This is a genomic window from Nocardia lijiangensis NBRC 108240, from assembly GCF_001613045.1.
Lineage (GTDB): Bacteria > Actinomycetota > Actinomycetes > Mycobacteriales > Mycobacteriaceae > Nocardia > Nocardia lijiangensis.
In genome coordinates this window covers 33,475-54,514 of sequence record NZ_BDBP01000056.1, presented here as the reverse complement: position 1 = coordinate 54,514, position 21,040 = coordinate 33,475, and the positions used below count along the sequence as shown (strand labels likewise).

General features: G+C 69.5%; 17 protein-coding genes and 1 pseudogene. 8 read left to right on the top strand and 10 right to left on the bottom strand.

Annotation, left to right across the window (positions count from 1 at the left end):
• Positions 1 to 54 precede the first annotated feature (54 nt).
• From NL1_RS21360 to NL1_RS21345, 4 genes are all read left to right on the top strand, one after another.
• The gene (locus tag NL1_RS21360) at positions 55 to 627 is read left to right on the top strand and encodes a DUF4395 domain-containing protein (protein WP_084510824.1); all 573 of its coding nucleotides are present in this window, start codon (positions 55 to 57) and stop codon (positions 625 to 627) included.
• A 30-nt stretch (positions 628 to 657) separates the two neighbouring features.
• A complete protein-coding gene (locus NL1_RS21355; protein ID WP_067842033.1) occupies positions 658 to 1,491 on the top strand; it encodes a sulfurtransferase in 834 nt (277 codons plus the stop codon).
• 5 nt (positions 1,492 to 1,496) lie between these two features.
• Positions 1,497 to 1,802, top strand: coding sequence for a DUF1416 domain-containing protein (locus NL1_RS21350; protein WP_067842031.1), 306 nt, complete (start codon positions 1,497 to 1,499; stop codon positions 1,800 to 1,802).
• A gap of 184 nt (positions 1,803 to 1,986) precedes the next feature.
• Positions 1,987 to 2,712 carry a heme-binding beta-barrel domain-containing protein gene (locus tag NL1_RS21345; protein WP_084510823.1) on the top strand — a complete coding sequence of 242 codons (726 nt, stop codon included), beginning with the start codon at positions 1,987 to 1,989 and terminating at the stop codon, positions 2,710 to 2,712.
• 122 nt (positions 2,713 to 2,834) lie between these two features.
• On the opposite strand, the gene NL1_RS21340 is transcribed toward NL1_RS21345, so the two are convergent.
• The 6 genes from NL1_RS21340 to NL1_RS21315 form a co-directional block, all read right to left on the bottom strand.
• Positions 2,835 to 3,422, bottom strand: coding sequence for a Uma2 family endonuclease (locus NL1_RS21340; RefSeq protein WP_067842028.1), 588 nt, complete (start codon positions 3,420 to 3,422; stop codon positions 2,835 to 2,837).
• A 271-nt stretch (positions 3,423 to 3,693) separates the two neighbouring features.
• A complete protein-coding gene (locus NL1_RS21335) occupies positions 3,694 to 5,373 on the bottom strand; it encodes an ATP-binding cassette domain-containing protein (protein ID WP_067842024.1) in 1,680 nt (559 codons plus the stop codon).
• Positions 5,374 to 5,539: 166 nt separating this feature from the next.
• A complete protein-coding gene (locus NL1_RS21330; protein WP_067842015.1) occupies positions 5,540 to 7,486 on the bottom strand; it encodes an ABC transporter ATP-binding protein/permease in 1,947 nt (648 codons plus the stop codon).
• 6 nt (positions 7,487 to 7,492) lie between these two features.
• A complete protein-coding gene (gene cydB, locus NL1_RS21325) occupies positions 7,493 to 8,524 on the bottom strand; it encodes a cytochrome d ubiquinol oxidase subunit II (RefSeq protein ID WP_067842011.1) in 1,032 nt (343 codons plus the stop codon).
• 11 nt (positions 8,525 to 8,535) lie between these two features.
• Positions 8,536 to 10,032 carry a cytochrome ubiquinol oxidase subunit I gene (locus NL1_RS21320; protein WP_067842009.1) on the bottom strand — a complete coding sequence of 499 codons (1,497 nt, stop codon included), beginning with the start codon at positions 10,030 to 10,032 and terminating at the stop codon, positions 8,536 to 8,538.
• A gap of 129 nt (positions 10,033 to 10,161) precedes the next feature.
• Positions 10,162 to 11,082, bottom strand: coding sequence for an aminodeoxychorismate lyase (locus tag NL1_RS21315; RefSeq protein WP_067842008.1), 921 nt, complete (start codon positions 11,080 to 11,082; stop codon positions 10,162 to 10,164).
• Positions 11,083 to 11,213: 131 nt separating this feature from the next.
• Here NL1_RS21315 and ygfZ point away from each other — a divergent pair, with 131 nt between their 5' ends.
• From ygfZ to NL1_RS21295, 4 genes are all read left to right on the top strand, one after another.
• Positions 11,214 to 12,359, top strand: coding sequence for a CAF17-like 4Fe-4S cluster assembly/insertion protein YgfZ (ygfZ, locus tag NL1_RS21310; RefSeq protein ID WP_174553447.1), 1,146 nt, complete (start codon positions 11,214 to 11,216; stop codon positions 12,357 to 12,359).
• A gap of 66 nt (positions 12,360 to 12,425) precedes the next feature.
• Positions 12,426 to 13,124 carry an MOSC domain-containing protein gene (locus NL1_RS21305; RefSeq protein ID WP_067842004.1) on the top strand — a complete coding sequence of 233 codons (699 nt, stop codon included), beginning with the start codon at positions 12,426 to 12,428 and terminating at the stop codon, positions 13,122 to 13,124.
• Positions 13,121 to 14,071, top strand: a complete 951-nt coding sequence (locus NL1_RS21300) for an asparaginase (protein ID WP_067842003.1) — start codon at positions 13,121 to 13,123, stop codon at positions 14,069 to 14,071. Before NL1_RS21305 ends, NL1_RS21300 begins: the two co-directional genes overlap by 4 nt.
• 175 nt (positions 14,072 to 14,246) lie before the next feature.
• The gene (locus NL1_RS21295; RefSeq protein WP_067842001.1) at positions 14,247 to 14,459 is read left to right on the top strand and encodes a DUF3073 domain-containing protein; all 213 of its coding nucleotides are present in this window, start codon (positions 14,247 to 14,249) and stop codon (positions 14,457 to 14,459) included.
• A 248-nt stretch (positions 14,460 to 14,707) separates the two neighbouring features.
• On the opposite strand, the gene purM is transcribed toward NL1_RS21295, so the two are convergent.
• From purM to NL1_RS21270, 4 genes and pseudogenes are all read right to left on the bottom strand, one after another.
• On the bottom strand, positions 14,708 to 15,784 hold the full coding sequence (purM, locus tag NL1_RS21290; protein WP_067841999.1) for a phosphoribosylformylglycinamidine cyclo-ligase: 1,077 nt from the start codon (positions 15,782 to 15,784) through the stop codon (positions 14,708 to 14,710).
• A 385-nt stretch (positions 15,785 to 16,169) separates the two neighbouring features.
• Positions 16,170 to 18,587 (bottom strand): dipeptide ABC transporter ATP-binding protein, encoded by a 2,418-nt coding sequence (locus tag NL1_RS39625; protein WP_245673434.1) that lies wholly within the window; start codon positions 18,585 to 18,587, stop codon positions 16,170 to 16,172.
• A gap of 466 nt (positions 18,588 to 19,053) precedes the next feature.
• Positions 19,054 to 19,998, bottom strand: a pseudogene (locus NL1_RS21275) (ABC transporter permease); the annotation flags it as partial.
• Complete coding sequence (locus NL1_RS21270) at positions 19,998 to 21,008, bottom strand: ABC transporter permease (protein ID WP_245673436.1); 1,011 nt, start codon at positions 21,006 to 21,008, stop codon at positions 19,998 to 20,000. The pseudogene NL1_RS21275 and the gene NL1_RS21270, both read right to left, overlap by 1 nt.
• Between the last annotated feature and the right edge of the window lie 32 nt (positions 21,009 to 21,040).

Sequence of the window (21,040 nt, the reverse complement as noted above, 5' to 3'; positions counted from 1 at the left end):
GGCGAGTTGGCAAATTTCCAGCCAATCAACGCATTCAGCGCAGGAGTACGCACAATGTCCACCGAAACCCGGAACACTTCCGTAGACACCGCAATTCCCCCCGCGATCGACCGCGTCGACGTGCGCGGTCCCCGCTTCGCGGCCTGGGTCACCACCGCCGTGCTCGTCCTGGTCCTGCTCGCCGCGGCCATCTCCCCGGCAGCCGCCGCGGTCTTGATCGCGCTCCAGGCGGTCGTCTTCGCGATCGGCGCGGCCTCCGGTCCGCGCAAGCACCCGTACGGCCGGATCTTCGCCACCTTCCTCGCGCCGCGTCTCGCCCCCACCAGCGAGACCGAGCCGACGCCGCCGCTGCGCTTCGCGCAGTTGCTCGGCTTCGCGTTCGCGGCCGTCAGCCTGCTGGGCTTCGTGCTCGGCTCCACAGTCGTCGGCGCGGTGTTCGCCGGCTTTGCCCTGTTCGCGGCGTTCTTGAACGCGGCGTTCGGGATCTGCCTGGGTTGCCAGATCTATCCGCTGGTAGCCCGCCTCCGCCGGAACAGCGTCCATGGCGGCGTCCGCGGGCCCTCCGTGGTTACGCGGGCTTCCGCCTCCGGGCCTGACGCTCCCGCCGGGGCCCCGGCATCGAACTGACCCCTGCAAGTCATCTCTGAAAGGAACACAATGGCTCGCTCCGATGTCCTGGTCTCCGTGGACTGGGCCGAAGAGAACCTCAACGCCCCCGGCGTCGTCTTCGTCGAGGTCGATGAGGACACCTCTGCCTACGATGGCGGCCACATCGAGGGCGCCGTGCGGCTCGATTGGAAGAAGGACCTGCAGGATCAGGTTCGTCGTGACTTCGTGAACCAGGAGCAGTTCTCCGACCTGCTCTCGGCGCGCGGCATCTCGAACGACGACGAGGTTGTCCTCTACGGCGGCAACAACAACTGGTTCGCCGCGTACGCCTACTGGTACTTCAAGCTGTACGGCCACAACAACGTCAAGCTGCTCGACGGCGGCCGCAAGAAGTGGGAGCTGGACGGCCGTCCGCTGTCCACCGAGGCCGTGAACCGTCCCGGCACCCAGTACAAGGCCTCCGCGCCCGATCTGTCGATCCGCGCGTTCCGCGACGAGGTCATCGCGGCCATCGGCGCCAAGAACCTGGTCGACGTGCGTTCGCCTGACGAGTTCTCCGGCAAGATCCTCGCTCCCGCGCACCTGCCGCAGGAGCAGAGCCAGCGTCCCGGACACATCCCCGGCGCCATCAACGTGCCGTGGAGCAAGGCGGCCAACGAGGACGGCACCTTCAAGTCCGACGCCGAGCTCACCGAGATCTACAAGGAAGCCGGCCTCGACGGCGAGAAGGACACCATCGCCTACTGCCGCATCGGCGAGCGTTCCTCGCACACCTGGTTCGTGCTCCAGGAACTGCTCGGCCACCAGAACGTCAAGAACTACGACGGGAGCTGGACCGAGTACGGCTCCCTCGTCGGTGCACCGATCGAGTTGGGAGCGTAATCAACATGTGTGCAGCACCTACCCAGGGTCAGGCCATCCCCGCAGGCGTCGACGTGGAGAAGGAGACGGTCATCACCGGCCGCGTCCTGAGCACCGACGGTCAGCCGGTCGGCGGCGCGTTCGTGCGTCTGCTGGACGGCAACGGTGACTTCACCGCCGAGGTCGTCGCCTCCGGCACCGGCGACTTCCGCTTCTTCGCGGCTCCGGGCTCGTGGACCGTCCGTGCGCTGTCCTCCTCGGGCAACGGTTCGGCCGAGGTCCGCCCCGAGGGCGCGGGCATCCACGCCGTGGACGTCGCGGTCGCCAAGTAAGGCGCGTCGAACACCAAACGGCCCCGGCGCTTCCCCCGCGGAAGCTCCGGGGCCGTTGTGTTGCCCGGACCGGCGCTCGTTAGACTCCAGACGTGGTCCTCATCTTCGAAATTCTGCTGGTCCTGGTCTCCGTGCTGATCGGCTGGTTCGGTCTGTACGTCTTCTACCGGCTGTTCACCGAGTCATGAGTGACCTCGCGAGCGAAGGTTCCAACCCGGCCGAGCGAGCGAGTGAACAGATGAACGGCAGCGCTCCCGGCGAAGGGCAGCGCGGTGCGGACACGGCTGCCCGCCGCAGCGGCGATCAGGCCGTGGCCGAGGCCGCCGAGCGCGCGAAATCGACCGGCGCCCGCAACATTCCGGTGCTGCCCGACCTGCCGCTTCCCGAGGACACCGCGAATCTGCGGCTCGGGCCGGATCTGAGCGCGTCCCTGCTCGCGCTGCTGCCCATGGTCGGTGTCTGGCGCGGCGAAGGCGAGGGCAACGACCCCGAACGCGGGGATTACCGCTTCGGCCAGCAGATCATCGTCTCGCACGACGGCGGCGACTACCTCGCCTGGGACTCGCGGTCCTGGATCATCGAGGCCGACGGCAGCTACGGCGGGCCCGATCTGCGCGAGACCGGTTTCTGGCGGGTCGGCATCGACGGCAACGACGAGGTCATCGAACTGCTGCTGACGCACAGCTCCGGCATCGTCGAACTCTTCTACGGCACCGCACTCACCCAGTCCTCCTGGGAGTTGGCCACCGACGTGGTGATCCGCAGCCAGTCCGGTGTCGTCGTCGGCGGCGCCAAGCGCCTCTACGGCATCATCGAGGGCGGCGACCTCGCCTACGTCGAAGAGCGCGTAGTAGCCGACGGCCCCCTCGAACCCCGCCTCTCCGCCCGCCTCCAGCGCTACATCGGCTGATTCCCGCAGCTTCCGGTTTCCCGGCCGAAGTCGGCGGCCAGCGTGGTCGCAACGGCCAGACCGCGACAGCCACCCTTGGCCGCTAGGGTCGGGGGTGTCGACGCGTCACGGAGGCGGCGAGTTCAGCCTCTCTGTCCGACCGCAGTCAAGTCGATGTCGATCAGGAACGGCACGCTGATCTTCAGGCGGTCATGGAAGATGCCGATCGGGACATAGCGCTCGCTAACGGGATCAATCTCATAGGCGTACACGACCACACGGTCGTCCTCACCGCGCTCGACTCGCCAGTAGTGCGGAATGCCCGCTTTGGCGTACTTCAGTGGTTTGGTGTCGCGGTCTCGCTCCTGAGAATCAGGTGATACCGCTTCGACGGCCAAAACGAGATCTTCGGCGAAGTAGTACGCCGAGGGTTGCTTGCGCTCGAGAGCCTCGGTGGTCACCACGAGGACATCGGGTTCGGGCATCTGCCGCTTACCGAGCCGCACCGCCATTTCGCGATCTGCGCGCAGATGCGGGGGTGCCTGTAGGTCCAGTTCCCGCCGAAGGAGCGAGAGGACCTGCCGGTGCCACTTCTCCTGTGGGCTCACAAAGACCAGACCCCCGTCGATCAACTCGGTGTGTTTCGGAAGACCACGCAACTCCAAGAACGCATCGACGGTATAGCCGCCCGGGGGCGGAACCACCCAGTCCGGCAGCGGCTCAACAGTCATTGGCCCAGCGTAGCGCCCCTGGGCGACAACAGTCACCGTAAAAATGGAACGGCCCCCGAGCCGTACCGGTGCGGGTTCGGGAACCTGCACGGGTCCCGGTCGGACAAGACCGGGGGCTCGGGGGCCGGGTGACTGCTGGTATTCGCTCAGCGCACGCGCGGGCGGATACCACCTGCAGCGGTGGCGCTAGCGGACAGCCACCTCACGTGTCCTGGAATTAATCATTCTTCGAACCACCTCCTTCCTGTGTACTGACGAAATTAGTCAAGGATCAGCAGGTCGGCAACGGAATTTCTCGCGGGGCGGAATCGGCGCGGCGCCGGGCCGGATATTCGACCTCTACCTGGGCCGATGCATCGACGTGGACGACCGCGTCGGCCCGGTGCCCGGCAGGCAGTTGATGGGTGACGACCACGACGGTCCGGTCCGGATCGACCAGTCCGCCCGCGGGGTCGAGCAGGGCACGCAGCAGGTCGGCGCCCGCCTCGGCCTCGAGGTGTTCGGTGGGTTCGTCGAGCAGCAGCACCCTGGCCGGTGCGAGCAGCGCGCGGGCGAGCAGGATGCGGCGGCGCTGCCCGCCGGAGACCGCGGCCGCGCCGCCGACCAGTTCGGTGTGCAGCCCGTCGGCGAGCGAATCCAGCCAGTCGCCGAGACCGACCGCGCGCAGCGCCTTCTCCGCCTCGGCTTCACTGATATCGCCGCGCGCCACGCGCAGGTTCTCCAGGACGCTGGTGCCGAAGAGGTGGGCATCCTCGGCGAAGAAGGTGGTGTCGGGCCGCGGGGTGTCGAAAAGACCCGCCCAGGACATGAGCAGCGTGGTCTTGCCCGCCCCGCTCGGGCCCACGACGGCGATCCGCCGTCCGGCGGGCAGATCGGGCAGCTCGCGCGGCAAGCCGGCTTCCCGGCGCGGGTCGGCGGACTCGGCGGCCGAGAGCCTGCGCAGCGCGGCCCGCGCGGTGGTGATGGCCTGTGCGGCGGCGGGCAGCGGCGCGACCGCTTCGAACGCCGAGAGCGGCAGCAGCACCAGGATGGTGAGCGCCATCGGCGTCATGGCGCCGGGCGCGCCGCCGTTCGGGCCGTAGGTGACGATGCCGATGAGCAGGGCACCGAGCACGCTCGCGCCGATGGCGAGCGGGGTCGCCGCGGCCGCCGACGCGGTGTGGGATGCGGCCTTGTCCTCGGCGGCGACCGCGCGCTCGCCCGCGTCCTTCGCGGCCGCCAGCGCCACATCCAGCCTGCCAGCGACGCGCAATTCGGCCGCGTGGTCCAGGACGGTGAGCGCCTGCGCGGTGAATTCGGCACGGTCGGCACGCACCGCGGTCTCCGCCTCGCGCGCGGCCCGCGCCGAGAGCCAGGGCGCGAGAATGCCGGACACTCCGAGCGCCACGGCCAGAATCACCGCGGCCGCAACGGAGATCGTGGCAAGCAGCCCGACCGCGGCGAACGCCAGCACGATCGCGACCGCGATCGGCACCAGCGCGCGCACGACCACCGCGCCGAGATCATCGATGTCGCTGCCGATGCGGACCAGCAGATCGCCGCGGCGCAATCGCGCGGCACTCTCCGGTTCCGAGTCTCCCGACTCGGTCCGCGCCCGGCGCAACCACACATCCGAGCGCGCCAAGGTGCGATAGACGCTGGTGCGCGCGGTCGTCATCGACCGCAGCGCGACATCATGGGTGGCAAGCCGTTCCAGGTACCGGCACAGGCCGCGCGAAATACCGAGCGCCCGCACCGCGACCACCGCAACGCTCAAATCGAGCACGGGCGGCATCTGCCAGGCCCGCGCGATCAGCCACGCCGCCAACGCCGCCAGCCCGAGCCCGCTACCCAGCGCCAGCACGCCCCATCCGACGGCCACCGCCACCCGCCAGGGCGACAGCGCCAGCAGGCCCCAGATTCGCCGGAAATCGCCGAAGCCATCCACGGCACGCGCGTCCTTCGTGCTCATGACTCGCTCACCGCCATACCGAAGCCGTGCACGCGAGAGGCCGATGCCCGACGGCTTGCCATCGCCCGCAGTGACTCGCCCGTCGGACCGCCGGCCGCTGACGTCGCGCACTGGGGCAAACCCGGCATCCGACGCAGACGAGCGGCGATCGCGCGCTTCACGCTGCTCATGATCCGCTCACCACCCCGTCGAAGGCCGAGGCACGCACGGGCACAACGTAATCGGCGGCGGCCAGGACTGCCGGGCGGTGACCGATGACGACGACGGCGGCTCCCTCGCGGGCTTTGGCCTGGAGGGCAGCGAGGACGGTGGACTCGCTCACTGCGTCGAGATGGGCGGTCGGCTCGTCCAGCAGCAGCACGGGGCGGTCGGCGGCGAGCACCCTGGTGAGTGCGAGCCGCTGGCGTTGGCCGAGAGACAGTCCGGTGCCGCCCGCCCCGACGACGGTGTCCCAGCGCTGCGGCAGCTCGTCCAGCACGGCGTCGAATCCGGTGGCGGCGCAGGCGGCGTCGAGAACGCGCTCCGCCCCGCGACCGGCATGGCCGGCCCGCGCACCGAGCAGTTCCAGGTTCTCCCGCAATGTGCCCGGCACCAGCACCGGCCGCTGCGGCAGCCACGCCACCCGCGCCCACCACGCTTCGGCATCCAGCTCGCGCACGTCGGTTCCGTCGACGAGCACGCGTCCGTGCTCCGGCTCCACGAGACCGAGCATTGCGAGCAGCGCCGTCGACTTCCCGCTGCCATTGGGCCCGGTCAGCACGGTCACCGCGCCCGGACGCAGCACCGCGGAGAGTCCCTCCGGAGCCAAGCCGTCCCGGGCGCGGACGCTCAGATCACGAATCTCGATGCGACCGCTCGGCTTTCGATCCTCCGCGCCGGTGCGCGACTCTAGCTCGAGCTCCCCGCCCGCACGTCGTACATCCGGGCCGGTCTCGCTGCCGATCGCCCGACCCTCGGCAGTATCGTCCGAAGCTCGTTCGACGGTCGACCCGCGAACCGGTTCCACACCTCGGGCGGTCTCGCTGCCATCGACACCCTCGCCGCCTCCTTCGAGGTGATCGCCGTCGACCTGCCCATCGACCGACGCCGACGGGCGGCCCGCGGTTGCATCCGGCTCGAGAATCGCGAAGGCCTTGTCCGCCGCCGCCATGCCGTCCTGCGCCGCGTGGAACCGCTCCCCCACCATCCGCAGCGGCAGGTAGACCTCCGGCGCGAGAATGAGCGCGACCAGCCCCGAATACAAACTCATCTCACCGAAAACCAAGCGAAGGCCGATCGACACCGCGATGAGCGCCACGCTCAGCGTCGCGAGCAACTCCAGCACCATCGAGGACAGGAACGCGATCCGCAAGGCCCGCATCGTGCGCGAACGCAACGCGTCGCCGAGATCGCGGACCCGGTGTTCCATGCTGCGGGCCCGCCCAGCTGCGGAATCCGGCCGTGCGGCAGCGCCCGCCTCACGCCCCAATGCGCGCAACGTCGGCATCCCGGCGAACAGATCGAGCAACTGATCCGACAACCGCGTCGTCGCCTCCAGCGTCGCCGCCGCACGCCCCTGCGTGAGGAACCCGATCAGCACCATGAAGATCGGAATGAGCGGCAGCGTGACCACCGCGATCCCGCCGGAAACCGGATCGTGCATCGCGATGACAACCAACACGATCGGCGGCACCAGCACCGCGAGCAGCAGCGCGGGCAGATAGCCGCTCAGATAACCGCGCAATCCGGACAGGCCGGTGCCTGCCACCACCGCGAGCTCGGTTCTCCGGCTCTCCAATTCGCGCGGCGTCAGCCGCGCACCGGCCGCCAGTACCGCCGCCTCGAGTTCCGCGACGACGCCCGCCCCGGCCCGGTGCGCCACCCTGCCCTGCACCCAGGTTGCCAGCACCCGCGCGCCGATCGAGCACGCCAGCACCGCGAGTTCGGTTGTCCACGACCCCAATCCACGCGCGCCTGGGTCGGTGACGACCCCGGCCAGCACCCTGGCCAAAGTCACCGCGGTGACCACGATCGACACCGTGATCACCACGGACAACCCGACACTCAGCACCAGATACCGGCGGGCCGAGCGGGCGTACCGCCACAGGCGCGGGTCGACGGGCGGGCGTGCCATGACCGATCAGCCCTTGCCCGGCCCCAGCGGCAGACCGGTGTGCGCCGGAATCTGCTCCACCGTCAGGCGTTTGCGGAACACCCAGTAGGTCCACCCCTGGTAGCCGAGCACCACCGGGGTGACGATCACCGCCGCCCAGCTCATCACCTTCAGCGTGTACGGCGTGGAGGAGGCGTTGTCGATGGTGAGGTGGAAAGCGTCGCCGAGGGTGGAGGGCAGCACGTTCGGGAACAGCGAGCCGAACAGCAGCACCGTCGCCGCGGCGATGACGAAGGTGGTCCCGGCGAACGCCCACCCATCGCGTTCGGCGAAGACGGCGACCGCCGCGACGACCAGTCCGAGCACCGCGACCCCCAGCGGAATCCAGGTCCACCCGGCACCGAAGGCCAGCTGCGTCCAGAGGCCGAACCCGATGACGACGAGCGCGGTCGGCACGAGCAGCAGCCGCGCGAGGCGCACCGCGTCGGCTCGCACCTCGCCGCCGGTCTTGAGACCGACGAAGATCGCGCCGTGCAGCAGGAACAGCAGACCGGTGGTCAGCGCGCCGAGCAGGGCGTACGGGCTGAACAGGTCGGCCAACGAGCCGGTGATCTGCTTGTCCGCGTCCAGCGGCACCCCGCGCACGATATTGGCGAACAGCCAGCCCCACGCGAACGCGGGCAGCCAGGAGCCGATGCCGATGCCGATGTCGCAGCGGGCCCGCCAGGTCGGATCGTCGATCTTGGCGCGGTATTCGATGGCGCAGATGCGCAGGATCAGCGCGACGAGAATCAGCAGCATCGCGAAGTAGAACCCGGAGAACAGGCTGGCGTACCACTCCGGGAACGCCGCGAACATCGCGCCCGCCGCGGTGATCAGCCACACCTCGTTGCCGTCCCACACCGGGCCGATGGTGTTGAGCACCACGCGCCGCCGGGTGTCGCTGCCCTTGCCGAGGACCGGCATCAGCATGCCGACGCCGAAGTCGAAACCCTCCAGCACGAAGTAGCCGGTGAACAGGACGCCGATCAGGACGAACCAGAACTCTTGCAGACTCATCGTCGGGCTCCTCAGTACGCGAACGAAAGCTGTTCGACGGCAGGTTCTTCGGCGCGTCCCCGCTCACCCGGGCCACCCGTGTCGTCGGGGCCGGATGACTTGCGCACGGGCGGTCGCTCCGGCCCGGCGATCACATACCGTCGCATCAGGTAGAACCACACCAGCGCGAGCACGCCGTAGAGCAGGGTGAACACCACCAGCGAGGTGATCACGGTGCCCGCCGAGTGGTCCGAGACGCCCTGCTGCACCGTCATCCGCAAGGCGGGATCACCGGTCGGGTTCGGCACCACGACCCAGGGCTGGCGGCCCATTTCGGTGAACACCCAGCCCGCGCTGTTGGCGAGGAACGGCGTCGGAATGGCCAGCAGGCTCAGCCACGAGTACCAGCGCTGATCGGGCACCCGGCCGCGCCTGGTGAGCCACAGCCCGGCAAGCACCAGCAGCATCGAGCCTGCGGCCAGACCGATCATGGCGCGGAACGACCAGTAGGTGACGAAGAGGTTGGGCCGGTAATCGCCGGGACCGAACTTCTCGATGTAGGCCTGTTGCAGATCCTGCACGCCTTCGAGGGTGACGTCGCCGAACTGGCCCTCGGCCAGGTAGGGCAGCACGTACGGCACCTCGACCACGTGGGTGACGCTGTCGCAGTTGTTGTGCGTGCCGACGGTGAGCACCGAGAAGTGCGGATCGGTCGCGGTGTGGCACAGCGATTCGGCCGAGGCCATCTTCATCGGCTGCTGCTCGAACATCAGCTTGCCCTGGATGTCGCCGGAGAGCACCAGCGCGATGCCGGAGACCACGATCACCCACATGCCCGCGCGCCCGCCGGAGCGCCACATGGTGCGCGCCTCGGCGACCTTTGCCGGATCGCCGCTGCGCGCGTTGCGCACCATCCACCAGCCCGCGATGCCCGCGACGAAGGTGCCCGCGGTGAGGAACGCGCCGGCCACCACGTGTGGGAAGGCCGCGAGCGTGGTGTTGTTCGTCAGCACTTCCCAGATGCTGGTCAGCTCGGCCCGCCCGCGTTCCGGGTTGTACCTGGCGCCGACCGGGTGCTGCATGAACGAGTTGGCGGCGACGATGAAGTAGGCGGAGGCGTTCACGCCGATTGCGACCATCCAGATCGCGCCGAGGTGCAGCAGTTTCGGCAACCGCGTCCAGCCGAAGATCCACAGACCGATGAAGGTCGACTCGAGGAAGAAGGCGACCAGCGCCTCCAGCGCCAGCGGCGCGCCGAACACATCGCCGACGAAGCGGGAGTACTCGCTCCAGTTCATGCCGAACTGGAATTCCTGCACGATGCCGGTGGCGACGCCGAGCGCGAAGTTGATCAAGAACAGTTTGCCGAAGAACTTCGTCAGCCGGTACCAATGGTCCTTGCCCGTGATCACCCACGCGGTCTGCATGCCCGCGACGAGCGGGGCGAGACCGATGGTGAGCGGGACGAGCACGAAGTGGTAGACGGTCGTGATGCCGAACTGCCAACGTGAGATGTCCAGAACACTCATCCGACCCTCCAGCCTTACTACGACGTGTCGTAGTAAATGCTACGCGGCGGGGGCTGGCAATCAACGTGCGTTAGGCCACGACACACACGGGGAACGGGAGGCTGTCCGCCCCGACGAGGCGGACGTCACTCACCAATCGCCGATGGCGCCCGCCCGGTCGATGCCGCGATCGACCAGTTCGATGATCTCCTGCGCGTTGTCCGGCGCGGACATCCGCAAACCGTCCAGCGAATTCACCCGCGCGGCAAGGCTGATGCTCGACATCAGCCAGATGCTGTCGCAGGTGAGCAGGTCCGCGGTGAAGAGCAGTTCGTAGCTGGTGGTCCAACCGGCCTTCTCCGCTTCGGCGAACAGCGCGCGCTGCGTGACGCCGGGCAGCACACCGTTTTTCGCGGGCGGCGTGATCAGCTTCTTGTCGCGCGCGATCACCACCGAGGAGCGCGGTCCCTCCAGCACCCGGTTCTCGGTGCTGGTGAAGATCACGTCGTCGGCGCCCATCCGGTGCGCGAAACGCAGTGCGGCCATGTTCGTCGCGTAGGAGAGCGTCTTGGCGCCGAGCAGTTGCCAGGGTGCGGCCTGGGCCAGATCGATCGAGATCCCGCGCGGCAGCGTCACCACCGAGACGCCCTCGGTGCGCGCCTTCGCCACCCGATCGGGCACCGGCACCACCAGCACGTAGGAGGTCGGCACCGGGACGGCCGCGGCCAGGTCACCCGAGGTGACGCTGGATCGCGCGCCGGAGAGCTCGGAGTCGCGGCCGCGGGTCAGCACCAGCCGCATCAGCCCCTCGTCCTCGGTGCCCCACTCCTTCGCGGCGGTCTCGACGGCCTCGCGCCAGCGGCTCAGTTCGGGTTCCGGTAGTTCCAGCGCCTGCGCCGAGCGCCGTAGCCTGCCGAGGTGGAATTCGAGCGCACAGGCGCTCCCACCGCGGACCAGCACCGTTTCGAAGACGCCGTCGCCGCGCAGCACCCCGATGTCGTCGGCGAACAGCAACGGAGCATCCGCATCCTGGACAACGCCGTCGAGTGTGACAAGAACCCGATCTACCATGCGTCGAGCGTAGGCGGTATGCGCTGCACTTGCCTATGTTTGCCGCGCCGCCACGCGCACGCGCGTGTCATCGGCGGACCTGCTGCCGAGCCGTGTCGCGCTACCCGCGGTGCGCGGGCTGTCGGCGGACTATGTCTCCGGGTGCCACTACAGTGGAAGACGTGTCCGTGGTCGTTGCACCCAGCCCCCTCCTCTCCGTTCCGGGCGCCGTCGCGGGTCCGCCCGGCTCCTTGGACTCCGCCGTTGCGTGGCATTACGGGAATCCCTTCGGCGAACAGCGAGCCGCCGTGGAACGCGTCGCGGTCATCGATCGCTCGCACCGTTTCGTCCTGAGCATCACCGGCGCCGAGCGGCTGAGCTGGCTGCACACCATCACCAGCCAGCACGTGGCGAACCTCGCCGACGGGCGCTCCGCGGAGAATCTGGACCTCGATCTCAACGGCCGCGTGCAGCACCACTTCGTGCTCACCGACCTCGACGCCACGGTCTGGGCCGACACCGAGGCCGACCACGGCCCCGCCCTGCTCGATTTCCTGCGCAAGATGGTGTTCTGGGCCGATGCCCAGCCGCGCGAGGCCACCGACCACGCGGTGCTGAGCCTGCTCGGCCCGCGCGTGCGCGAACTGACCGCCGCACTCGGCGTGGCCGACCTGCCCGACACCTACGAAGCCGTGCCGCTGCCCGGCGGCGGCTTCCTTCGCCGCATGCCGTGGCCCACCGCCGACTCCTTCGATCTGGTGATCCCCCGCGACCGGCTGGCCGGGTGGTGGGCCGAGCTCACCGAAGCGGGCGCCGAGCCCGCGGGCATGTGGGCCTTCGAGGCGCTGCGGGTGGCCGCGCTGCGTCCCCGGATCGGCCTCGACACCGACGAGCGCACCATCCCGCACGAGGCCCGCTGGATCGGCGGCGTCGACGAACACGGCGCCGTGCACCTGGACAAGGGCTGCTACCGCGGCCAGGAGACCGTGGCCCGGGTGCACAACCTCGGCAAACCTCCGCGCCACCTGGTCCTGCTGCACCTGGACGGCTCCGCCGACGAGCGTCCCGCGCCCGGCGAGGACGTCACCGCGGGCGGGCGCACCGTCGGCAGGCTCGGCACCGTCATCGACCACTACGAGCTCGGCCCGATCGCACTGGCCCTGGTCAAGCGCACGATCCCGGCCGACACCGCGCTCGTCGCCGGTCCATCCGCCGCCGCCATCGATCCCGACTCGGTCCCCGCCGAGGACACGCTGCAACCGGGCCGTCTCGCCGTCGACCGGCTGCGCGGACGGTGATCGACCCGACCTCGCTCGACGCCGAGCCTCGCGATCCCCACCAACTCGACGAAGGGAGCGGCGCCGATGCCCATCGATGACACCGCCCGCGTGCTGGCGGCCTGCGTGGTGCACGCCGATGTGGAAGTGCCGACCAGGGTCGGCCGCACCGCCATCGACAAGCGACCCGTCGCCGGTCGAGTCGGCGTGGGCGCCCTCGGACTCGACGGCGACCACGTCTGCGACACGAAGCACCACGGCGGCGTGCACCAGGCGGTCTACGCCTACGCCGAGCACGACGCGCAGCGCTGGGCCGGCGAACTCGGCAGGGAACTGCCCGCGGGCTGGTTCGGCGAGAACCTGCGCATCGGCGGCCTCGAGGTGAGCGACGCCGTGGTCGGCGCGCGCTGGGCGATCGGCGACACCCTGCTCGAGGTGAGCGCGCCGCGGGTGCCGTGCGCGACCTTCCAGCACTGGTCCGGCGAGGCGCAGTGGGTCAAGCGCTTCACGTTGCGCGCCAACACCGGCGCCTACCTGCGCGTCCTCACCGAGGGCACGATCGGCGCGGGCGATCCGGTCGAGGTGGTGCACGTCCCCGAGCACGGCGTCACTGTGCGCGACGTGTTCACCGGCGCCGACATGGAGCGCCTCGCCACCCTGCTCGAGCACGAGCCCACCGTCTCCGACGACATCCGGATGCAGATCGACCGGCACGCCCGGCGGCACGCCAACGCCGCACGCGCCGCCGAAGGGCGCGCGGGTCTCGCGGCGGGAGTCGCACGGTGAGCGTCGAATTGGTCGAGGTCGTCCGCTCCGGATTCCGCGAATGCGTGCACCGCGGTTCCCTGGTGGTCCTCGGCGCCGACGGCGAGCCGACACACCAGCTCGGCGAGGTGCACGTACCGATCTTCCCGCGCTCGACCAACAAACCCATGCAGGCGATCACGCTGCTGCGCAACGGTTTCGAGCCCGTCGACGACGCCGAGCTGGCCATCGCCACCGCCTCGCACTTCGGTGAACCCGACCACGTCGCCCTGGTCCAGCGGCTGCTCGATCGGTTCGGTTTCCCCGAGAAGGCGCTGGAGTGCCCGCCCGATCTGCCGTTCGAGGAGCGGGCCCGCGCCGCCGCGCTGACCGCGGGCGAACCGCGCCGGATCTACATGAATTGCTCCGGCAAGCACGCCGCGATGCTGGCGACCTGCGCGATCAACGGCTGGCCGACCGAGGGGTACCTCGACGAGACGCACCCGTTGCAGCGGGCGGTGATCGCGAACGTCACCGAGCTCACCGGCGAACCCGAGACCGATCTGGGCATCGACGGCTGCGGCCTGCCCATCATTCCGGTCTCGCTGATGAACCTGGCCCGCGCCTTCGCGACCATCGCCACCGCCGAGCCCGGCACCCCGCCGCGCCGGGTCGCCGACGCCATTCGCGCTCACCCACGAGTGATTTCGGGCACGAACGCACCCGATTTGCTGGCCATGGCCGCGACCCCCGGCCTGGTGTGCAAGATCGGCGCCGATGGGGTGCACGCAGGTGCGCTGCCCGACGGAAGGGCCTTCGCGTACAAGATCGACGACGGGCACGACCGCGCGCGGATGCCTCTGACGCTGGCGATTCTGCAACGAATGGGCGTCGAGTGGACCGAGGCGCACACCGAACTGGCGGCCCAGCCGGTGCTCGGCGGCGGCGCTCGGGTCGGAGTGATCCGGACAATTCCCGGCGTACTGTAAGAGCCAGGACACAGGGCGACAACCGGGCAAACGGGGTCCGTTCGGGAGTTCTTCCCCCACTCCTGGAAGCGCGACCGCCGGACACACGCTAAAGTGTCTGTCAGGAAGAGTATTAATTCGAACGGGGCCGCCAACAAACCCCAGGCCGCCCCGCAGTGACGCGAGGGGGTCAGCCATGGGCCGTGGCCGGGCTAAGGCAAAGCAGACCAAGGTCGCACGCGAGCTGAAGTACAGCTCAGCGCCGACCGACTTCGCGAGCCTTCAGCGCGAGCTCTCGGGAAGCCCCACCACCCAACGCAGTGGCGGTGTGCTGTCCGATGAGCATGACGCGGACACGTCCTCATCCCGCTGGGACGAGGACGATGACTACGACGACTGGCGCCGCTGACTCGGATTCGACGTGACGAAGGGGGAGGCCGTCCGGGCCTCCCCCTTCGAACGTTGGCACTGAGACAGGGACATCGCCTTAGAGGCTTGCCATACAACGAGATCAGCGTCCCGCATCGATCGATGCGGGACGCTGATGTCGTGTGAGCGGGCATTGTCGACCGCCGAACCCGGGCCGCCCACCGGCGCCCCGAGCCGACTGCCGAAGCCGCGGAAGCGATCCGGGTCCTCGGCAGCCGGTGGTTACGGTCAGAAGCGCGGGTGCTCGCCGAGCAGCACGGCGCGGGCGGCCTCGGCCTCCTTGGCCTTCTTCACGGTGCCGAGGGTCCAGCACTCGATGTGCCGGGCGGTGAGCACCGCGAGGGCGCGATCGACGTCTTCCGGAGCGACGACCGCGACCATGCCGACGCCCATGTTGAACGTCTTCTCCATCTCGGCCCGCTCCACCCGGCCGCGCTGGGCGATCATCTTGAACACCGGCGCCGGATTCCAGGTGCCGCGGTCCAGTTCGGCCACCATGCCCGCCGGGATGACGCGCGCCAGGTTGGCCGCCAGTCCACCGCCGGTGACGTGCGCGAAGGTGCGCACATCGGTCTCGGCGATCAGCGCGAGGCAGTCCTTCGCGTAGATGCGGGTCGGCTCGAGCAGCTCCTCACCGAGGGTGCGGCCGAACTCCTCCACGTGCCCGGTCAGCGACATCCGGTCGATGTCGAGCAGCACCTTGCGCGCCAGGCTGTAGCCGTTGGAGTGCAGGCCCGAGGAACCCATCGCGATCACGACGTCGCCAGGACGCACCCGGTCGGGGCCGAGCACCGCGTCGGCCTCCACCACGCCGACGCCGGTCGCGGACAGGTCGTAGTCGTCGGGATCCATCAGACCGGGGTGCTCCGCGGTCTCGCCGCCGAGCAGCGCGCAACCTGCCCGCACGCAGCCCTCGGCGATGCCGGAGACCAGCTCGGCGACCTTCTCCGGGACGACCTTGCCGATGGCGATGTAGTCCTGCAGGAACAGCGGCTCGGCGCCGCAGACGACGAGATCGTCGACGACCATCGCGACCAGGTCGAGGCCGACGGTGTCGTGCTTGTCCATCGCCTGCGCGACCGCGATCTTGGTGCCGACGCCGTCGGTGGAGGCGGCGAGCAGCGGCTCGCGGTAGCCACCCTTGAGCGCGAACAATCCGGCGAAGCCGCCCAGCCCACCCTGAACCTCGGGACGGGTGGCCTTCTTCGCCAATGGCCCGAACAACTCGACTGCGCGGTCACCGGCCTCGATGTCCACGCCTGCCGCGGCGTACGAGGCACCACCAGTGGGGGTCTGTTCAGTCATTTTCGGGGAAAGCTCCAAACCGAATCGGCGGATAGATGCCTGCTCACGCTAGCCTATCCGCCTCTCCGAGCCTCTTGCCGGTCGTCGGTGCCGTGATCCTTGTGACGCCGGGCCGGCGGTTGGGTTGGGGGTCGAGTTCTGGGCGTACCCGACGAGTTACCCGGATACTCGCGAAATCAGTTGTCACGTTGCTCATCCGCCTCTCCGCGTTTCCCGCCGGTCGCCGGTGCCGCGAGACTGTGACGCCGGACCGGCGGTTGGGTGGCGGGTCGAGCTCTGGGCGTACCCGACGAGTTACCCGGATATCGCGCAATCAGTCGTTACGTTGCGATCCTGCTCACGCTGATCATTCTGCCCGGTTCGCGGGGAAGACGGCAGGTGTTGCCTACGCCTGAGCAAACAGCGCGGCGGCCTCGGCTCGGCGGCGGCGTTGCTCGACCGGGTCCGGCACCGGGACGGCGGCGACCAGGCGGCGGGTGTACTCCTGGCGCGGGGATCGCAGGATCGCGTCCCGGTCGCCCTGTTCGACCACCGCGCCGTCGCGTAGCACCACGATGCGGTCGGCGAGCTGGTCGACGACGGCCAGATCGTGACTGATGAACAGGCAGGCCCATCCGCACTCGCGCTGGAGTTGGGCGAACAGCTCCAGGACCGCGGCCTGCACCGAGACGTCCAGTGCGCTCGTCGGTTCGTCGGCGACGAGCAGGTCGGGGTCTAGCGCCAACGCTCGCGCCAGGCTGGCCCGCTGGCGCTGGCCGCCGGACAGTTCGTGCGGATAGCGCCGCTCAACGCCCGCGGGCAAGCGCACGTCGTCGAGCAGCATGCGCACCCTGGCGCGGATCGCCGCCTGCGTGCCGATCTTGTGCACGATCATCGGTTCGGCGACGCAATCGCCCACGGTCATCCGGGGATTCAGCGAACTGGCCGGATCCTGGAACACGAACCCGAACCGCCGCCGAATCGGCCGCAACCGCCGCTGCGAGAGGCCCGCGATGTCCTGCCCCCGCACCCGCACCACCCCCGACGTCGGCCGCTGCAACGCCGCGACGCATCGCCCGATGGTGGACTTCCCCGATCCCGACTCGCCCACCAGCCCCACCGTCTCGCCCGCCGCGATGGTCAGGCTCACCTCGTCCACCGCCCGGAATCGCGGGCGGCCGAAAGGCCCGGGAAACTCCACGACCAGATCGCAGACCTCGAGCACCGGCGCGTGCGATCCAACCCCGGTTACCCCGGCCCCGATGTCGGCCCCGGCACCTCCTCGAGTCCCGCCGCCTGCAACAGCCCCATCCGCTGCCGCAGTCCCGCCGTCCGCGAAAGTCCCAGCGTCTCCGCCAGACCCAGCATCTCCAGCAGTCCCCGCGCCCACGGCAGACCCTGCGCCTGCAGCAGCGCCAGTGCCTGAGGCGGGCGCGGGGTCCGAGGCAATCCCCTCCGCTGCCGCGGTCCCGCCGCCAGCGAAAGTCTCAGCGTCTCCGCCAGTCCCAGCGCCCACGGCAGACCCAGCGCCCGCGGCAGACCCAGCGCCCGCGGCAGCGCCAGCGCCTGAGGCAGGCCCGGGGTCCGAGGCAATCCCCTCCGCTGCCGCGGTCCCACCGCCAGCGGAAGTCCCAGCGTCTCCGGCAGTCCGCGCGCCCACAACAGGCCGTCCGCCCACGCCAGCATCACCGCCTGTGACAGACCCAGCGCCCGGGGCAGTCCCAGCGCCCGCGATAGCCCCGCCGCCCGCAGAAGTCTCAACGTCTCCGGCAGTCCCACCCACAGCAGCCCCGCCGCCCGCGGCGGCCTCGCCGGCCGCAGAAGTCCCAGCGTCTCCGGCAGTCCCGGCACCCGCGGCCGTCCCAGCACCTGGCCCGGGGTCCGAGGCAATCCCCTCCGCTGCCGCCGTCCCGCCGCCTGCAGACGTCTCCGCACCCGGGGCAGGTCCGGTGTCCGTGGCCGCTTCCGACGAGTGCGACTTCGTACCGGCCTGCGGCTCACTGCCTTTCACACGCCGCGCGCCCAAATGCGGGACCGCCGCGAGCAGGGCGCGGGTGTAGTCGGCCTTCGGACTGGCGAACAGTTCGTGCACGGGCGCCTGTTCGACGACTCGTCCCTCGCGCATCACCACCACCCGGTCCGCGAGATCCGCCACCACGCCCATGTTGTGGGTGATGAGGACGATCGCGCTGCCGATGCGGTCGCGCAGGTCGCGCAGCAGGTTCAGGATCTCGGCCTGCACCGTGACGTCCAGGGCGGTGGTCGGCTCGTCGGCGATGATCACCTTGGGTTCGCAGGCGATGGCGATGGCGATCACCACGCGCTGTTTCTGCCCGCCGGAGAGTTGGTGCGGGTAGTAGTCGACCCGATGCTCGGGATCGGGCAGGCCCACCAGCCGCAGCAGCTCCACGGCGCGCGCTTTGGCCGCTTTCCGCGACAGCTCGTTGTGCGCGCGCAGCGCCTCGGCGATCTGGAAGCCCACCGTGAACAGCGGGTCCAGCGCCAGCCCCGGCTCCTGGAACACCATGGAAATCGCCCCGCCGCGCAGCGCCGTGAGCTGACGTTCGGACATCGCGGTGACCTGCTTCGTACCGAGGGTCACCAGACCGTGAACGCGTGCGGTCGACGGCAGCAGCCCCATGGCGGTGCGCGAACTCACCGACTTGCCCGATCCGGACTCCCCCACGATGGCGAGCACCTCGCCGGGGAACACCTCGTAGGACACGTCGGTCACCGCGTGCACCGGGCCCGCATCGGTGGCGAAGGTGACCGACAACGCGTCGATGGACAGTGCGGGTCGCCGCTCTTCGGTCGCCTCAGACATGGCCGCCCTCCTTGCCACTCGATTCCTCTACCACGGCAACAGATTTCGCTCCGCCGCCCGATATCGCCGGATCCGGACCGTCATCCGCGACCGCAGATTCGGCTCCACCGTCCGAACTCGCCACATCCGGACCGTCATCCGCGACCGCAGATTCGGCCCCGCTGTCCGAACTCGCCGCATCCGGACCGTCGCCCGCGACCGCAGATTCGGCCCCGCCGTCCGAACTCGCCACATCCAGCCCGTCGCCCGCGACCGCAGATTCGGCTCCACCGTCCGAACTCGCCACATCCGAGCCGTCATCCGCGAGCGCAGCCCCATCATCCGGCTTCGCCCGACCGCCTTCGCCGACCGCCGATCCGGCGCCACCCGGCTCCTCGGCCTCTGCGCTGTCCTCCTCGACCGGCATCTCCGGTTCCCCGGTCACCCCGATCACCACATCGCTGCCCACCGCCACCGGCGCCGCGGTGCGCCGGGTGCGCAGCAGCGGGTTGAGCACCTCGTTGAGACTCTCGCCGACCAGCGTCATCCCCAGCACCACGAGCACGATGGCGGTGCCGGGAAAGATCGCCGTCCACCAGATCCCGTTGGACACCGCGGCCAGCGACTTGTTCAGGTCGAATCCCCATTCCGCGGCCTGGGTGGACTCGATGCCGAAGCCGAGGAAACCGAGCCCGGCCAGCGTGAGGATCGCCTCGGCGCCGTTGAGCGTGATGATCACCGGCAGCGACTGGGTGACGTTGGCGAGGATGTGCCGGAACAGAATCCGCACCGTCGACGCACCGGTGACCCGCGCGGCATCCACATACGGCTCCTGCTTCACCGCCACGGTGGCATTGCGCACCACCCGGAAGTACTGCGGCACGAAAACGGTCGTGAGCGCCACGGCCGCGGAGAGCACGCCGCCGAACCCGCTGGACTCGCCGCCCGACACCACGATGGATACCACGATCGCCAGCAGCAGGGTCGGGAACGCGTACAGCGCGTCCATGACGGTCACCAGCACCCGGTCCACCCAGCGCCCCACATACCCGGACACCAGGCCGAGCGGCACACCGACGAACAGCGAGAGCACGAGCGACACCACGATCACCCACAGCGCCGTTCGCGCACCGTAGAGCACCCGGGAGTACACGTCCTCCTGCGCGACGGTGGTGCCGAACCAGTGCTGCGCCGAGGGTGGCTGGTACTGGCCGAAAGCCACGCCGTCCTCGGCGGTCTGCGCCAACCCGTAGGGCGCGAGCAGGGGCGCGAACACCGCGACGATGAGGAATCCCGCGATCAGCACCAAGCCGACGATCAGCGTGACGCGCTGCATGCCCGCGGTCATCGAGAACAACCGAAGGCCCGGCAGACCCCGGCGCGACGGCGCGAGCACGGCGGTGGGTTCGGTCACCAATTCCGGAGCGGTCATCAGAACCTCACCCTCGGATCGATCAGCGCGACAAGCGCATCCACCACGAAGCTCATGACCGCGACGACCAGCGCGATGAACGCGACGATGCCCTGCACCGCCATGAAGTCGCGGGCCTTGAGGTACTCGGCGAGCTCGAAGCCGAGTCCCTTCCATTCGAAGGTCATTTCGGTGAGCACCGCGCCGCCGAGCATCATCGCGATGTACATGCCCATCACGGTGACGATCGGAATCATGGCGTTGCGCACCGCATGTCGGCCGGTGACCACCCGTGCGGACAGGCCGCGGGCCCGCGCCGCGTCCACGTAGTCGCTGCGCAAGGTCTGGATCAGGTTGATCCGCACCAGCCGCAGGAACACCCCCGCGGTCAGCAAGCCGAGCGCGATCGCAGGCAGCACAGCGTGTTTCAGCACGTCGAGCAGATAGGCGTTGTCGCCGTAAAGGATCGCGTCGATCACCATGATGTTGGTCTTCGGCGTGACGTGCTGAAGCCGCAATTCCACGTCGGCGCTCGCCCGCCCGGAGACCGGCAACCAGCCGAGCCGCACCGCGAACAACAGCTTGAGCAGCAGTCCGACGAAGAACACCGGCGCCGCGTAGGCCAGGATGGCGAACAGCCGCAGGCCCGCGTCGCTCGCCGAATCACGATGCGTGGCAGCGTATCTGCCCAGTGGCACGCCGATCGCGAAGGCGACGAGCAGCGCCCAGCACACCAACTCCAGGGTGGCCGCGCCGCGGGTGACGATGATGTCGGCGACCATCCGATGGTCCTGGGTCTGCCCGAAATCACCGCGCGCGAGTCCGGAGAGGTATTCCCAGTACTGCACCAGGATCGGCCGGTTCAGGCCCGCCGCCTCCCGCCGCTGCTCGATCTGGTCCGGTGGTAGCCGCCCGCCCAGCGAGGCCTCGATCGGATCGCCGATCACCCGCATCAGGAAGAACACCGCGGTCACCAGGATCCAGGCCGTCACCGGGATCAGCAGCAGCCGCACCCCCAGGTATCTGGCCAGGGCGAGTCCGCGCGAATCCCCGCCCGCCGCCC